This is a genomic window from gamma proteobacterium symbiont of Lampromicra miyakona (assembly GCF_059730895.1).
In genome coordinates, this window is the sequence record NZ_AP035932.1 from 1,945,943 (window position 1) to 1,961,287 (window position 15,345).

The 15,345-nt window shown below is 56.6% G+C and carries 15 protein-coding genes; 10 read left to right on the forward strand and 5 right to left on the reverse strand.

Annotation, left to right across the window (positions count from 1 at the left end):
* Window positions 1–332: 332 nt before the first annotated feature.
* The 3 genes from AC6I8P_RS09025 (at window position 333) to acnA (ending at window position 3,789) form a co-directional block, all read left to right on the forward strand.
* The gene (locus AC6I8P_RS09025) at window positions 333–491 is read left to right on the forward strand and encodes a YmiA family putative membrane protein (protein WP_071813666.1); all 159 of its coding nucleotides are present in this window, start codon (window positions 333–335) and stop codon (window positions 489–491) included.
* A gap of 3 nt (window positions 492–494) precedes the next feature.
* Window positions 495–671: a YciX family protein gene (locus AC6I8P_RS09030; RefSeq protein WP_176428134.1), complete on the forward strand. Its 177-nt coding sequence runs from the start codon at window positions 495–497 to the stop codon at window positions 669–671.
* Between the two features lie 436 nt (window positions 672–1,107).
* Window positions 1,108–3,789, forward strand: a complete 2,682-nt coding sequence (gene acnA / locus AC6I8P_RS09035; protein WP_058771277.1) for an aconitate hydratase AcnA — start codon at window positions 1,108–1,110, stop codon at window positions 3,787–3,789.
* An 86-nt stretch (window positions 3,790–3,875) separates the two neighbouring features.
* Here the strand turns inward: acnA and ribA are convergent, their stop codons facing one another.
* Window positions 3,876–4,469, reverse strand: coding sequence for a GTP cyclohydrolase II (gene ribA, locus AC6I8P_RS09040; protein ID WP_058758620.1), 594 nt, complete (start codon window positions 4,467–4,469; stop codon window positions 3,876–3,878).
* 230 nt (window positions 4,470–4,699) lie between these two features.
* Between ribA and pgpB the strand changes: the two genes are divergently transcribed.
* The 5 genes from pgpB to yciH all read left to right on the forward strand — a co-directional run bounded on the left by pgpB (window position 4,700) and on the right by yciH (window position 8,308).
* Entirely contained in the window at window positions 4,700–5,464 is a 765-nt protein-coding gene (pgpB, locus tag AC6I8P_RS09045; RefSeq protein ID WP_150360543.1) for a phosphatidylglycerophosphatase B, read from the forward strand.
* 126 nt (window positions 5,465–5,590) lie between these two features.
* Complete coding sequence (locus AC6I8P_RS09050) at window positions 5,591–5,896, forward strand: LapA family protein (RefSeq protein ID WP_058771279.1); 306 nt, start codon at window positions 5,591–5,593, stop codon at window positions 5,894–5,896.
* A gap of 6 nt (window positions 5,897–5,902) precedes the next feature.
* Window positions 5,903–7,072, forward strand: coding sequence for a lipopolysaccharide assembly protein LapB (gene lapB, locus AC6I8P_RS09055; protein WP_481657609.1), 1,170 nt, complete (start codon window positions 5,903–5,905; stop codon window positions 7,070–7,072).
* A 205-nt stretch (window positions 7,073–7,277) separates the two neighbouring features.
* Window positions 7,278–7,985: an orotidine-5'-phosphate decarboxylase gene (gene pyrF / locus AC6I8P_RS09060; protein WP_238560858.1), complete on the forward strand. Its 708-nt coding sequence runs from the start codon at window positions 7,278–7,280 to the stop codon at window positions 7,983–7,985.
* Window positions 7,985–8,308 (forward strand): stress response translation initiation inhibitor YciH, encoded by a 324-nt coding sequence (yciH, locus tag AC6I8P_RS09065; protein WP_238560859.1) that lies wholly within the window; start codon window positions 7,985–7,987, stop codon window positions 8,306–8,308. Before pyrF ends, yciH begins: the two co-directional genes overlap by 1 nt.
* Window positions 8,309–8,377: 69 nt before the next feature.
* Here the strand turns inward: yciH and osmB are convergent, their stop codons facing one another.
* Window positions 8,378–8,593 carry an osmotically-inducible lipoprotein OsmB gene (osmB, locus tag AC6I8P_RS09070; protein WP_031279061.1) on the reverse strand — a complete coding sequence of 72 codons (216 nt, stop codon included), beginning with the start codon at window positions 8,591–8,593 and terminating at the stop codon, window positions 8,378–8,380.
* Between the two features lie 383 nt (window positions 8,594–8,976).
* On the opposite strand from osmB, the gene araD reads away from it, so the two are divergent.
* On the forward strand, window positions 8,977–9,675 hold the full coding sequence (araD, locus tag AC6I8P_RS09075) for an L-ribulose-5-phosphate 4-epimerase (protein WP_498031129.1): 699 nt from the start codon (window positions 8,977–8,979) through the stop codon (window positions 9,673–9,675).
* Between the two features lie 293 nt (window positions 9,676–9,968).
* Window positions 9,969–10,835 (forward strand): crotonase/enoyl-CoA hydratase family protein, encoded by an 867-nt coding sequence (locus tag AC6I8P_RS09080; RefSeq protein WP_021505954.1) that lies wholly within the window; start codon window positions 9,969–9,971, stop codon window positions 10,833–10,835.
* Between the two features lie 15 nt (window positions 10,836–10,850).
* On the opposite strand, the gene pdeR is transcribed toward AC6I8P_RS09080, so the two are convergent.
* The 3 genes from pdeR to AC6I8P_RS09095 form a co-directional block, all read right to left on the reverse strand.
* Window positions 10,851–12,836 (reverse strand): cyclic di-GMP phosphodiesterase, encoded by a 1,986-nt coding sequence (gene pdeR / locus AC6I8P_RS09085; protein WP_058758614.1) that lies wholly within the window; start codon window positions 12,834–12,836, stop codon window positions 10,851–10,853.
* 153 nt (window positions 12,837–12,989) lie between these two features.
* Complete coding sequence (locus AC6I8P_RS09090) at window positions 12,990–13,286, reverse strand: YbdD/YjiX family protein (protein ID WP_088517171.1); 297 nt, start codon at window positions 13,284–13,286, stop codon at window positions 12,990–12,992.
* Window positions 13,279–15,345 (reverse strand): carbon starvation CstA family protein, encoded by a 2,067-nt coding sequence (locus AC6I8P_RS09095; protein WP_021505957.1) that lies wholly within the window; start codon window positions 15,343–15,345, stop codon window positions 13,279–13,281. Before AC6I8P_RS09095 ends, AC6I8P_RS09090 begins: the two co-directional genes overlap by 8 nt.

Genomic DNA, 15,345 nt, shown 5'->3' on the forward strand with positions numbered 1-15,345 from the left:
ATTTTTACTTTGCCGCTTTGCGGACTGCCAGGAATATTCCCATACTCCAGTTAAGAGCTGATGAGAAAGGGCTTTTTAACTGGCTCGTTAAATTAAACTCAAATTTAGAGTGGATCTAATTTTGGTTTAAGCCAAATTTACAATGTAACTATTAAATTAATAGTTTGCAGCGTGCTTAAATTTATCTCATCAGTTTTGGCGGTTTTGATAAATAGCGTTAATCGTTGTGCTCAATAAAAATAACTGGATTTTTGGACTTAACAAGTTTAGGATTCGTCCTAAATCTTCATCGTTGTTATCAATCGTTTTATTGAGAGTGATTATCAAAAACTATGACTACGAGATTAACTGTACAACCGGACTTCCGGGCTAAAAGCACCAAGGTAGAGCGTTCAGGTAACATCCGTCGCAAAGCCTGGTTGACTGTCTTCGCTGCTTCAGCACTGTTTTGGGTAGTGGTGGCGTTAATGATTTGGCGTATGTGGGGTTAAGCCATGTGGGCAAATACACTCAGTCGTAAATATCCGGTCGCTGCGCGTCAGCCTAAAGCACCGGTGTGCAAAGCCAAAGACGCGCCTGCTGAACCGCAAGTGGCAATCCCGGCTTCCTGGGAACTGAGTGAACAGCAGCGCAGCTTTATTGAATCATTCATGGATCCGAAGTCTAAATAACGCAGTCTGCGTCCAATTCTTATTAAGACATACTGTCGCGCATTTTACCGGACTCTCCGGTGGGCACGTTAAAAGCCCGTCCTTTAACACTCAGCATCTAAAAAAACGGTGTCATCAGTACAACGCTGAAGACGATGGCTTTTTGTTGCCCGCGATCCGGGAGGAGTGACAGATGAATACCACAACTTTTTCATGGCTCAGCGTTTATGCCTTCTCAATGGCCTTTTGGGCTGCGGCCGTCTGGGCCGTGCTGTAATTCGCTAATCCTGCCAGTTAACGCTTTCTGAATGCCCTGACTTTTGTCAGGGCATTTTTCGTTGCGGTTTTGTGTGTCAATTCGTGTTGTTATCAAAACGTTAACGAAAATGTGGTCTATCTTTAAGCTAAACCTTGCACTCTCTGAGGTTTAGCAGAAGAGCCCATAAAAGGAGGAGTTATGTCGTTAACGTTACGTGAGCAGAGTCAGGATGCGCTGGAAGTAGGGGCAAAAAAATATCATTACTACAGTTTGCCGAAAGCCGCTCAGCAGGTCGGTGATATCGATCGCTTACCAAAATCCCTTAAGGTTCTGCTGGAAAACCTGCTGCGCTGGCAGGATGAAGATTCCGTAACGGCAGCAGATATTCAGGCGCTGGTGGCGTGGCAGCAAACTGCACATGCCGATCGCGAAATTGCTTATCGTCCGGCGCGCGTATTAATGCAGGATTTCACCGGCGTACCGGCCGTGGTTGACCTGGCGGCGATGCGTGAAGCCGTGAAGCGGCTGGGCGGTGATGTGGCGAAAGTTAACCCGCTGTCACCGGTCGATCTGGTGATTGACCACTCGGTCACGGTTGACCATTTTGGCGATGACGATGCGTTTGAAGAAAACGTGCGCCTGGAGATGGAACGCAACCACGAACGCTACGTTTTCCTGCGCTGGGGGCAAAAAGCCTTTAACCGTTTCCGCGTCGTGCCGCCGGGCACCGGTATCTGTCATCAGGTCAATCTGGAGTACCTCGGTAAAGCCATCTGGCATGAAACGCTGGACGGCAAAGAAGTGGCTTATCCGGATACGCTGGTCGGTACCGATTCCCATACCACTATGATTAACGCCCTGGGCGTGCTTGGCTGGGGCGTGGGCGGCATTGAAGCTGAGGCCGCTATGCTGGGCCAGCCGGTTTCAATGCTGATTCCCGATGTGGTGGGTTTCAAGCTGACCGGCAAACTGCGTCCCGGTATCACCGCCACCGACCTGGTATTAACCGTGACGCAGATGCTGCGCAAGCACGGGGTGGTCGGTAAGTTTGTCGAATTCTACGGTGACGGACTGGCCGATCTGCCGCTGGCGGATCGCGCAACCATCGCCAACATGGCGCCAGAATATGGCGCAACCTGCGGTTTCTTCCCGATTGATGAAGTAACGCTCAGCTACATGACGCTCACCGGGCGCGATGCGCAGCAGGTTGAGCTGGTGGAAGCCTATGCAAAACAGCAGGGGCTGTGGCGTAAACCGGGCGATGAACCCATCTTCACCAGCACGCTGGCGCTGGATATGGCTGAGGTAGAGTCGAGCCTCGCCGGTCCGAAACGTCCGCAGGACCGCGTTTCCCTCGGCGACGTACCGGCGGCCTTCGACGCCAGTAACGAGCTGGAAGTGAATCATGCGCAGAAGCCGCACAAAACGGTCAGTTATCTGGACAGCGAAACCGGCGACCGCATCCAGCTGGATGATGGTGCCGTGGTGATCTCCGCGATTACGTCCTGTACTAACACCTCCAACCCCAGCGTCTTAATGGCGGCTGGCCTGCTGGCGAAAAAAGCTGTCGAGCGCGGGCTGATGCGCAAACCCTGGGTAAAAGCCTCGCTGGCACCAGGATCAAAAGTGGTGTCCGACTATCTCGCCGTGGCGCAGCTGACCCCGTATCTTGATGAGCTGGGCTTTAACCTGGTGGGTTACGGCTGCACCACCTGCATCGGTAACTCCGGCCCGCTGCCGGATGAGATCGAAAGCGCGATCAAAGAGGGCGATTTGACGGTGGGCGCCGTGTTGTCCGGCAACCGCAACTTCGAAGGGCGCATCCATCCGCTGGTGAAAACCAACTGGCTGGCGTCTCCGCCGCTGGTGGTGGCGTATGCGCTGGCGGGCAACATGAAGATCAACCTGCAGACTGATCCGATCGGTCAGGATCAACAGGGCAATGACGTCTATCTGAAGGATATCTGGCCATCGCCGGAAGAGATTGCCGCCTCGGTGCAGAAAGTTACCAGCGACATGTTCCATAAAGAGTACGCCGAGGTGTTCGACGGCACGCCCGAGTGGCAGCAGATCAAAGTCAGCGAAGCCGCTACCTATGACTGGGATGAAGGCTCCACCTATATTCGTCTGTCACCGTTCTTTGACGATATGGAAAAAACGCCGCAGCCGGTGCAGGACATTCACGGCGCGCGCATCCTGGCGATGCTCGGTGATTCGGTGACAACCGACCATATCTCCCCGGCTGGCAGCATTAAAGCGGAGAGTCCGGCGGGGCGTTATCTGCTGGCGCACGGCGTTGAGCGTAACGACTTCAACTCGTATGGCTCACGACGCGGCAACCACGAAGTCATGATGCGCGGTACTTTCGCTAACATCCGTATTCGCAACGAAATGGTGCCTGGTGTCGAGGGCGGTTATACCCGGCACTATCCGAGCCAGGAACAGCTGGCTATCTACGATGCGGCGATGAAGTATCAGGAGGAGGGCGTGCCGCTGGCAGTGATCGCCGGGAAAGAGTACGGCTCCGGCTCCAGCCGCGACTGGGCGGCGAAAGGTCCGCGTCTGCAGGGCGTGCGCGTGGTGATTGCCGAATCGTTCGAGCGTATTCACCGCTCTAACCTGATCGGCATGGGCATTTTACCGCTGGAGTTCCCGGCGGGCGTGACGCGTAAGACGCTACAGCTGACCGGGGAAGAGCGGATCGACGTGGCAAATCTGGCGCAGCTACAGCCCGGCTGCAGCGTCCCGGTAACGCTGACGCGGGCTGACGGCAGTCAGCAGACGCTGGAAACCCGCTGTCGTATCGATACCGGTAATGAGCTGACCTATTACCAGAACGACGGCATCCTGCATTACGTGATACGCAATATGCTCAACTAAAAAACAAAGCCGGGCATGCCCGGCTTTATTAATTGACGCTGAAAATGCATGACGCGAGGGCGCTATGGCGTGCGCGCACCGCCGCGTTACGATTTCGGCAGCAGATGTCCCATCTTCTCGGCTTTCGTATCGAGATAGTGCGCATTTTTTGGGTTACGGCCAACGATCAGCGGCACGCGCTCAACGATATTGATACCCGCTTCTGACAGGATCTCCACTTTGCGCGGATTGTTGGTCAGCAAACGCACTTCATTGATGCCCAGCAGTTTAAACATGTCGGCGCACAGGGTGAAATCACGCTCATCGGCGGCAAAGCCCAACTGATGGTTTGCTTCCACCGTGTCGTAGCCTTTGTCCTGCAACGCATAGGCGCGAATTTTGTTCAGCAGCCCGATGTTACGGCCTTCCTGACGATGGTACAGCAGCACGCCGCGTCCTTCTTCCGCAATGGCGGTCAGCGCCGCTTCCAGCTGGAAGCCGCAGTCGCAGCGCAGGCTGAACAGCGCATCGCCGGTGAGACATTCGGAGTGGACGCGCGCCAGCACCGGATTGTGATCGCTAATATCACCATAAACCAGCGCGACGTGGTCGTGGCCGGTTGCCAGTTCTTCAAAACCAACCATCAGGAAATCTCCCCATGGCGTGGGCAGTTTGGCTTCTGCTACCCGTTTCAGCTGCATGTGACTCTCCAGAACCTTCAGAGGATGCGCTATCATCATGATAACGCACGGGCCCGACTGGCCCGACGAAACTGCCGATATTGTGCCACAACCTGAACCAGGGCCGCTAATCAGTCAGAGTGATTGTAGTGATAAAGCACAATTATCTAAGCCGCAACGGGTATGTTATTCTTTTTTCAACTAAAGTTATGCAATACGCCTGTCAGGTCGTGAAACAATAAAGGGACGAAATGTTAAAAATTGTGCAACGCACCACGCTGGGCGCGTTTTTATTACTGCTGATGCCGCTGGGCGTATGGCTTTCCGGCTGGCAGTGGCAACCGGGGGAGAGCGGGCATCTGTTGCGCGTGCTGTTCTGGATCACCGAAACCGTCACCAGTCCGTGGGGCACGCTGACCAGCCTGATTCTGAGCGGCTGGGTATTGTGGTGCCTGCGCTTTCGCCTCCGGCCGGCCATTCTGTTGTTGATTATCATGAACGGCGCGATTCTTGCTGGTCAGTCGACCAAAACCTTTATTAAAGAGCAGGTGCAGGAGCCGCGGCCGTATGTGATCTGGCTTGAGCACAGCCACGGCGTCAACGAACAGCAGTTTTATCAGCTGAAACGGCAGCAGCGCGGCGAAATGGTGTCCGCCTTGCTCGCCAATGACACAAAGCTGCCCGCCTGGTTAAAAAATCACTGGGCGTTTGAGACGGGCTTTGCTTTTCCGTCTGGCCATACCATGTTTGCCGCCAGCTGGGCGCTGCTGGTGATTGGCCTGTTATGGCCGCGCCGGCACGTTGTCACAGTGGTGGTGCTGTTTGTCTGGGCTACGCTGGTCATGGGCAGCCGGCTGGTACTGGGCATGCACTGGCCGCGCGATCTGGTGGTCGCGACGCTAATCTCGTGGCTGCTGGTGACGCTGGCAACCTGGCTGGCGCAGCGCTTTTGTGGCCCGCTCAGCGTGCCGCCGGAAGAGCAGCGTGAGATTGCCGGGCGCGATGACGGATTGTAATTTCTCCCTTTGCCCCCATATGATTGATTGTACTTGCAGAAAGGGCACTAACTGCTGCGCGGATAAGCAGCAACGGCGGCACTTTTTTGGCATACTCTACCGGATAACCTCACGACAGGACGCATTGTGAAATATTTGCTGATTTTTCTCGTGGTTTTGGTCATTTTCATCATCTCCGTCACGCTCGGAGCGCATAATGACCAGATTGTCACCTTCAACTATCTGCTGGCGCAGGGCGAATTCCGCATTTCAACCTTGCTGGCCTGCCTGTTTGGTGCCGGATTTTTGCTGGGCTGGGCGATCTGTGGCCTGTTCTGGCTGCGCATTCGTGTTTCGCTGGCGCATGCACAGCGCAAACTGAAACGTATGCAGGCGCAAAATGAACAATCTGCTGCGGTAAATAGCACCTCCACTGCAGTGCGTCGGGATTAATGTTCGATGCTTGAATTGCTGTTTCTGCTTCTTCCTGTCGCGGCGGCGTACGGCTGGTATATGGGCCGCCGCAGCGCGCAACAGGATAAGCAACAGGAAGCTAACCGTCTGTCACGCGAATACGTGGCAGGGGTCAATTTTCTCCTTTCTAATCAGCAGGATAAAGCGGTCGATCTGTTCCTCGATATGTTGAAAGAGGACAGCGGTACCGTTGAAGCCCACCTGACGCTCGGTAACCTGTTCCGTTCGCGCGGCGAAGTCGACCGTGCCATCCGCATCCACCAGTCGTTAATGGAAAGCGCGTCGCTTACTTACGATCAGCGTTTGCTGGCCATTCAGCAGCTGGGACGCGACTACATGGCCGCCGGCTTGTACGATCGCGCCGAAGACATGTTCAGTCAGCTGATCGATGAAACTGATTTTCGCATCAGCGCGCTGCAGCAGCTGCTGCTGATTCATCAGGCGACCAGCGACTGGCAGAAAGCCATCGAGGTGGCGGAGCGGCTGGTAAAACTCGGCAAGGATAAGCAAAAGGGCGAAATCGCCCATTTCTACTGCGAGCTGGCGCTGCAGGCGCTGAGCAGTGACGACCTCGATCGTGCCATGAGCCTGTTGAAAAAGGGTGAAGCGGCCGACCATCAAAGCGCGCGCGTTTCCATCATGATGGGACGTATCCTGATGGAGCAGGGCGAATACGCGAAAGCGGCGCAGCGGCTGCAGCGCGTGCTTGAACAGGACAAAGAACTGGTGAGTGAAACGCTGCCGATGCTGGAAACCTGCTATCAGCGGCTGGAGCAGTCTGACAGCTGGGCGCAGTTCCTGCAACGCTGCGTTGAAGAGAACTCCGGTGCCGCGGCGGAACTTTATCTGGCAGACATTCTGGAGCAGCAGCAGGGGCCGGAAGCGGCACAGCTCTACATTAACCGTCAGCTGCAGCGTCATCCCACCATGCGCGTGTTCCATCGTCTGATGGATTTCCACCTGCACGAGGCAGAAGATGGCCGCGCCAAAGAGAGTCTGATGGTGCTGCGCGACATGGTTGGCGAACAGATTCGTACTAAACCGCGCTACCGCTGCCAGAAGTGCGGCTTCACCGCGCATGCGCTTTACTGGCACTGCCCATCGTGCCGTGCCTGGTCTTCCGTTAAACCGATTCGCGGACTCGACGGCCAGTAAGCTGGCCGCGTTCGGTGATTATTCATAACGCATAGTAGTTACAACATACAAATAGTGACCTTATCATCGCACTATCAGCACTGTGCACCGGCTCGTCAATCAGAAAGGCAATAGCCGTCGTAACGTTGTCGTGGCCGGGTTGCACGGGTAGAATGCTTGCCGTTTGTCCATCGCGCCTGCGGGTGCCAGCCTCTGAGGAAACGTTATGCCTGTTACTCACTCACCGATTCTGGTGGCACTCGACTATCATGATCTCAATAGCGCACTGCAGTTCGTTGACCGTATCGATCCGGGCCAGTGCCGTCTGAAAGTGGGTAAAGAGATGTTTACCCTGTTTGGACCGTCGCTGGTGAAGACGTTGCAGGCGCGCGGTTTCGAGGTATTCCTCGATCTCAAATTTCATGACATCCCGAACACGACGGCACATGCGGTCGCGGCGGCAGCAGATCTCGGGGTGTGGATGGTCAACGTGCATGCCAGCGGCGGGGCGCGGATGATGAATGCGGCGCGCGAAGCGCTGCTGCCGTTTGGCAGTGATGCGCCCTTGCTGATTGCGGTAACGGTGCTGACCAGCATGGACGAAGACGATCTCAAAGGTCTTGGCATCACCCTATCGCCGGCGCAGCAGGCTGAGCGTCTGGCGCGACTGACGCGCGAATGTGGCCTTGATGGTGTGGTGTGCTCGGCGCAGGAAGCCGCGCACTTTAAACAGGTTATCGGGCAGGATTTCGCGCTGGTCACGCCGGGTATTCGTCCGGCGGGCAGCGATGCCGGCGATCAGCGTCGCATCATGACGCCGCAGCAGGCACAACAGGCCGGCGTGGATTACATGGTGATTGGGCGACCGATCACCCAATCTGCCGATCCGGCGCAGACGCTGCAGCAAATCCTGCACAGTTTACAGGAGGGCTAATGGCTCAGGACAATCCGCTGGTTTACTCCACCGAAACCGGCCGTATTACACAAAGTGAAGAGAAACCACAGCGACCGAAAGGCGATGGCATCGTGCGCATTCAGCGCCAGACCAGCGGGCGGAAAGGCAAAGGCGTGTGCCTGATCACCGGCATTGATCTCGATGATGACGCGCTGGCAAAGCTGGCGGCCGAGCTTAAGAAGAAGTGCGGCTGCGGCGGGGCGCTGAAAGAGGGCGTGATTGAGATTCAGGGCGATAAGCGCGATTTGCTTAAAACGCTGCTGGAAGCCAAAGGCATGAAGGTTAAACTGGCGGGCGGTTAATGAAAGCGGGCCACGCAAGGTGGCCCGATGTGACGTAGATGCGCTGCGTAGCCTGCTACAATATTATTATTAATCAACCTGATGGCCTATAATGCCGCCCACCGCAGCGCCACCGACGGTACCCAGCGCACTACCGTTGGTGAGCACCGATCCACCAATAGCACCGGCACCGGCGCCAATCGCCGTGTTGCGGTCACGTTTTGACCAGTTGGAACAGCCACTTAGGGCCACCACTAACGTCGTTGCCAGCACGGCAACCGTCACGCGTTTCATTGTTGTAGTCATGGACATCTCCTTGATGGTTTGCTCAGAGGCAACTCGTTAAGTATAGATGTTACGCCCTGAAGTTGTTCGCCCGATGCACTCAGGCGGTGCTTTTCCTTCAGCCTGCACGCTGACGCGCAGCCCTTAGCGCGCGTTGTTCACGCTGCTTGCAAAGACCATTTTGGTACCGCCGCAGGCTTGAGATAATTCTAGGCGTAAGCGGATGTGTATGCAGAAAGAAAACTCTGAAATCCCGACGTGGTGTCCGCATCCGGATCCCGTATCAAACCCCACACTTTGCCCGCTTTAGCCACTTTCCGCTGCTAATCCAGCCATTCCCTCCATAACGTTTTTACCGGCGGCTCCGCACAATTCACTGATGACTGTATGGCGGAGAAAACACAATGCTGGAAGCGCTGAAACAGCAGGTTCTGGAGGCCAATCTCGACCTGCCGCGTTACAACCTGGTGACCTTTACGTGGGGCAATGTCAGCGCGGTAGACCGCGAGCGCGGGCTGCTGGTGATCAAACCCTCGGGCGTTAAATATGAGCAGATGCAGCGCGACGACATGGTGGTGGTCGAACTGGAAAGCGGCAATGTCGTGGAGGGCCAGTTGCGGCCATCCTCGGATACCGCGACACACCGCGCACTGTATCTGGCGTGGCAGGAGATTGGCGGCATCGTGCACACCCATTCGCGCCACGCCACCATCTGGGCGCAGGCGGGCAGGGACATCCCGGCGTGGGGCACCACGCACGCTGACGATTTCTATGGCACCATTCCCTGCACCCGCGCGATGCAACGGGCAGAGATTGAGCAGGAATATGAATGGCACACCGGCCAGGTCATCATTGAAACCTTTGCGCAGCGCGGCATCGAGCCCGGCGCGATTCCTGCTGCGCTGGTGAACTCCCACGGGCCGTTTGCCTGGGGTAAAGACGCACATAGCGCGGTGCACAGTGCGGTGGTGCTGGAAGAGGTGGCCTATATGGCGCTGCACACTGAGCAGCTGCGCGCGGAGCTGCCGCCTATCGCCCAGACCCTGCTTGACCTGCACTATCTGCGCAAGCATGGGAAGAACGCCTGGTACGGGCAAGGCTGAGCGCGTGATGTTTTCTCAAGGCACCGGCGGGTGCCTTTTTTATTTAAGGGGATTGCGTGCCCGGACGAGACGGGGACTGTGGATGCTGTCGTTTATTCACCATGCGTTAAGCGTTTTTATGCGCTTGCCGGCTGTTGCGCCGTCATTAAGTAAGCCCGCTAATCTTTCCTCAGGCAGTGGCTCGGGGATCTCTCTGGATTTTACGTTATAAATCAAACTCTCATTTGGTCTGGCCTCACTCTGCATTACGCTGATGTGGCGTTTAACGCATCACATAAATAGAGGATGAGACGATGACAGTAATTAACCAACCAACCTGCCGCCTTTTTACCGAAGTCGGCCAAACCACACAGCTCGCCGCCTATTATGAGGAAGGCCGACACACCATGTGGATGATGCTGCGCGCTCAGCCGCGCCCCAGTTTCAACCACGAATTAATTGAGGAGATCATGAACCTGAGCTACGCCGCCCAGCGTTCCGGTCTGCCAATTGATTTCTGGGTGACCGGATCGCTGGTGCCGCAGATGTTTAACGCCGGGGGTGATTTGCGTTTCTTTGTCGAATGCATTCGCAACAACCGCCGTGAAGCACTGCGCGCCTACGCCCGCGCCTGTGTTGACTGCATCCATTCGGCGGCCCGCGGGTTTGACACCGGCGCAGTGACGCTGGCGATGATTGAGGGCAGTGCCTTAGGCGGCGGTTTTGAAGCAGCGCTGGCGCACCACTTCATTCTGGCGCAGAACAGTGCACGTATGGGCTTCCCGGAAATTGCCTTCAACCTGTTCCCCGGCATGGGCGGCTACTCACTGGTGGCACGCCGCTCCGGGATGAAGCTGGCCGAAGAGCTGATCTGTGAAGGGGAGTCGCACAGCGCAGAGTGGTATGAAACCCGTGGTCTGGTCGACAAAGTGTTCCAGCCTGGTGACAGCTACCGCACCACGCGTACCTTCATCGATACGCTGCGGCCAAAACTGAATGGAGTCCGTGCCATGCTGAAAGCGCGACAGCGCGTGCTGCAGCTGTCACGGGCAGAACTGATGGATATCACTGAGGATTGGGTCGACTATGCTTTCACGCTGGAACCGAAAGATATTGCCTACATGGAACGTCTGGTACAGCTGCAAAATCGTCACAGCGCATCACTGCGCAAAGCCGGTTAGCAGTACGCTAAGACGTTAAACGCGGGCAGGATGCTTAGCCAGCCAATGCCCGAGCTGCTCTGCGGGCATTGGTTTCGCATAATAATAACCCTGACGCCCATCGACACCGTTGGTCAGCACAAACTTCTCTTCGGCTTTGGTTTCGATGCCTTCGGCAATGACCTGTAAATCCAGGGCTTTCGCCACGGCAACGATCGCGCGCACCAGCGACTGCGATACCGGTTGCTTGTTGATATTGCGCACAAAACTTTGATCCAGCTTAATCGCATCGATCGGCACGCGCGCCAGCTGGGAGAGCGAGGAGTAGCCCGTGCCGAAATCATCCAGATGCACCTGTGCGCCTAACTCCTGAAACTGTTTCATCAGCTTCAGCGCACCGGCCTCGTTCTCGATCAGGCAGCTTTCCGTCAGCTCGATGTCTATCGGGCACTCACTGATGCCCGCTTCGCTCAGCGCCTGTTTCAGGTCACTGTAGATGCTCTGGTCGATCAGCTGCTTGGCGGAAACGTTCACTGCGACACGCAGGTAAATGCCTTCGCTGCGCCATTTAACGATTTGCTGCAGCACGTTCAGCATCACCCAGCGCCCGAGCGGCACAATCAGTCCGGACTCTTCCGCGTAAGAGATGAAATCGCCAGGCGGCACCAGGCCGCGTTCAGGTGAATTCCAGCGCACCAGCGCCTCGGCACTGCGCACTTCACCGTCGCGATCGATCTTCGGCTGATAGTGCACCACCAGATGATCCTGCTCCAGCGCTTTGCGCAGATTGGTATCCAGCCACAGATATTCAAATACGCGCTGGTTCATCTCGCTGGCGAACACGCAGAATTTGCCGCGCCCGTTCTCTTTAGCGTGGTACATCGCGGTATCGGCGTTACGAATCAGACTTTCGCGATCTTCACCATGCAGCGGGGCGAGGGCGATACCAATCGAGCAGCCGCTGTAGACTTCGATCAGCCCGATACGGAACGGCTGACGCAGCCGCTCCAGAATGCGTGAGGCCATCGCCTCCAGCGCCGCCTGACTGGTGTGCTCAGCCAGCACCACAAATTCATCACCGCCGAGGCGCGCCAGCGTCTGGTCCTTGCCGAGACAGCTGAGGATCGCCAGCGACACCGCCTGCAGCAGCTGGTCGCCAAACATATGGCCGTAGGCATCGTTTACCTTCTTGAAATTGTCGAGATCGAGGTAAACCACGCCGGTCTGGCTGCCGTTAGCCAGCTCCAGTGCCAGGCTAATTTGCTGATGGATAGCGTTGCGATTCGGCAGGCCGGTCACCGTGTCGGTATTGGCCATAACGCGTAAGCGCTCCTGCGCCCGACGCTCTTCGGTGATGTCGGTTCCGGAACAGATGAGGAAAATTTCATTTTTCCCGCTACCGCTGTGGACGAACTTATTACGAAACAGAAACAGTCGCTGACCTTTTCGGGTTTTAACCCAGCGCTCCACTTCGTAGGAGTTGCCGTCGCGAAAGAAGCCGGCGATATTGCGGCGCGACGCCTGCGCTTCCTGTTTGGTCATAAACAGCTGAAACACATTACGGCCAATCACTTCCTGCTCTTTCAGGCCGGTGTACTCTTCGCTCAGACGGTTAAAACGCTGAATGTTGCCGCGCTGATCAAGGATGACGATTACCGAATTCGCTTCTGACACCACCTGTTCGGCGAAGGAGAGGCCAAGGGTTAAATCGCGCGCCACCGACGAGGTATCGCCCCAGGCGGACGCAGTGCCAGCCCAGGTGGACTGATTCACTTTACGGCCGACAAAGTGCATCGGCACCGGCGAGCCGTGCAGTGAAAGGGTCAGGTTGATGCTGGAGGTAATTACCGTCATGGCACGCAGCAGACTGGCCTGAGCCGGCGTCAGGGGCACCGCCATATTGGTATTGGCATTTTCATCTTCGGCAAAATGCAGCGCATCGCTATCTGAAGTTAAACGCCAATGAGGGCTGGTTGTGCCAAACAAGGTATATAGCAACGTTTGCCCTTGTTCATCGGTCATGGAAACTTCCTCCGGAGGAATGCGCAGCAGGGGTATCTCATTATTTTAGCAACAGTATTCAACCTCCTGCGCCAGCACAAGATGCAAACTGAATATATTTTTGTTTTTATTAAAGAATGGCACGAAAAAGCCCCGGATTCCGGGGCTGAAAGGTTAGCACGGGCACTTGCCGAGTTTGCCCGCCTGGCTGGGAAAACGCGCCTCCAGGCAGTAACGATGGAAGGCGCGCTCATCCATGGGGGGCTGTTCCGGATGTTTTTCGCGCATATGCTTCAGATAAGTTTGATAGTCGTGCACGCCCACCATTAACCGGAAGCTCTGCTGTAATCCCTGCCACAGACGCTGCCAGCGTGAGCGCGGCGCGGCAGGGGCGCGGGCAGCGAGCGGTAAGCACTGCTGAATTTGCCAGCCCGCGTGCGGCTTTTTCCAGCGTAAAATGGCCTCAGACATTTCGCACCTCCTGACGCAGTGACACGTCCGACTCATGGGTGGTCGGCACTGCACTGCGCAGCGCGCGCCGGATCACGAAGAACGCCGCAATCAGCATGGTCACCGCGACCAGCATGAAAAAGCCGCACAGCGCCGCGTTGATCTGGTTGCTGAACACGATGGTTTGCATGTCGGCCACGGTTTTCGCCGGTGCGATAATCACGCCCTCATCGAGACCTTTACGGAACTTACTGGCCTGCGCGAGGAAACCAATTGACGGTTTTTCATGGAAAATTTTCTGCCAGCCGGCGGTCATTGAGGTGATAAACAGCCAGGCGGTGGGCACAATCGTCACCCAGGCGTAACGCTGCTTTTTCATTTTGAACAGCACCACGGTACCGAGGATCAGCGCCATCGACGCCAGCATCTGGTTACCGATGCCGAACAGCGGCCACAGGGTGTTGATGCCGCCGAGCGGATCGACCACGCCCTGATACACGAAGAACCCCCAGCCGGCCACTGCCACGGTGGTACCGGCCATGTTCCCGAGCCACGAGCGGTTGTTAGCCAGCGAAGGCACCACGGTCCCGACCAGATCCTGCACCATAAAACGGCAGGCGCGGGTACCGGCATCAACGGCGGTGAGGATAAACAGCGCCTCAAACAGAATAGCGAAGTGATACCAGAACGCCATCATTGCGCGGCTGTTAAACACCTCGGTGATGATATGCGCCATCCCGACGGCAAACGTCGGTGCGCCACCGGCGCGGGAGAGAATGGTGCTTTCGCCCACTTCGCCGGCAATACCGCTCAGCATCTCCGGCGTCACCACAAAGCCCCAGCCGTTAATTACCTGAGACGCGTTCTCCACCGTGGTGCCAATCAGCGCCGCCGGTGAGTTCATGGCAAAGTAGACGCCCGGATCGAGCACCGAGGCACAAATCAGCGCCATGATTGCCACAAAGGACTCCATCAGCATGGCGCCATAGCCGATGAAGCGAATATGGCTTTCGCGCTCTACCAGTTTTGGCGTCGTACCGCTCGACACCAGCGCGTGGAAGCCGGAGATCGCGCCGCAGGCAATGGTGATAAACAGGAACGGGAACAGCGCGCCGGAGAACACCGGCCCCGTGCCGTCGATAAAGCGCGTCACCGCCGGCATCTTCAATTCCGGCATGGCGAACAGAATGCCCACCGCCAGCCCGATGATCACGCCGATTTTCAGGAAGGTGGAGAGGTAATCACGCGGCGCCAGCAGCAGCCACACCGGCAGCGACGAGGCAACAAAACCATAGATCACCAGCACCCACGTCAGCTCGGTGCCTTTCAGGGTAAAAATCGGTCCCCAGTACGGATCGGCCGCCACGTCACCGCCGTAAATGATCGCCGCCATCATCAGCACAAAGCCGATGATCGACACTTCGGCGATTTTACCCGGACGCAGAAAGCGCATATACACGCCCATGAACAGGGCAATCGGAATGGTGGCGGCGATGGTAAACAGCCCCCACGGACTGTTAGCCAGCGCTTTCACCACCACCAGCGCCAGCGCGGAGAGAATAATGATCATCACACCGAGCGCACCGAGCATGGTGACTACGCCGGCGAACGAGCCCAGTTCCTGGCGCGCCATCTCACCCAGCGAACGACCGTCGCGGCGCGTGGAGATAAACAGCACCAGAAAATCCTGCACCGCGCCGGCCAGCATCACGCCGACCAGAATCCAGATGGTGCCAGGCAGAAAACCCATCTGCGCCGCCAGGATCGGCCCGACCAGCGGACCGGCACCGGCGATGGCGGCAAAGTGGTGGCCAAATAGCACCCATTTGTTGGTAGGAACATAGTCCAGCCCGTCATTGAAGCGCTCTGCCGGCGTGCGGCGCCGGTCGTCCAGCTCAAAAATGCGCCTGGCGATAAACAGGCTGTAGAAGCGATACGCGATGCTATAGCAGGCGACGGAGGCGATCACCAGCCAGACGGCATTAACGTGCTCGCCGCGACTGAGCGCCAGCATGGCGAACGCAGCCGCACCAATTAACGCCACCGCTAACCAGATTAATCCGGTTCTGACGTTGTTCAT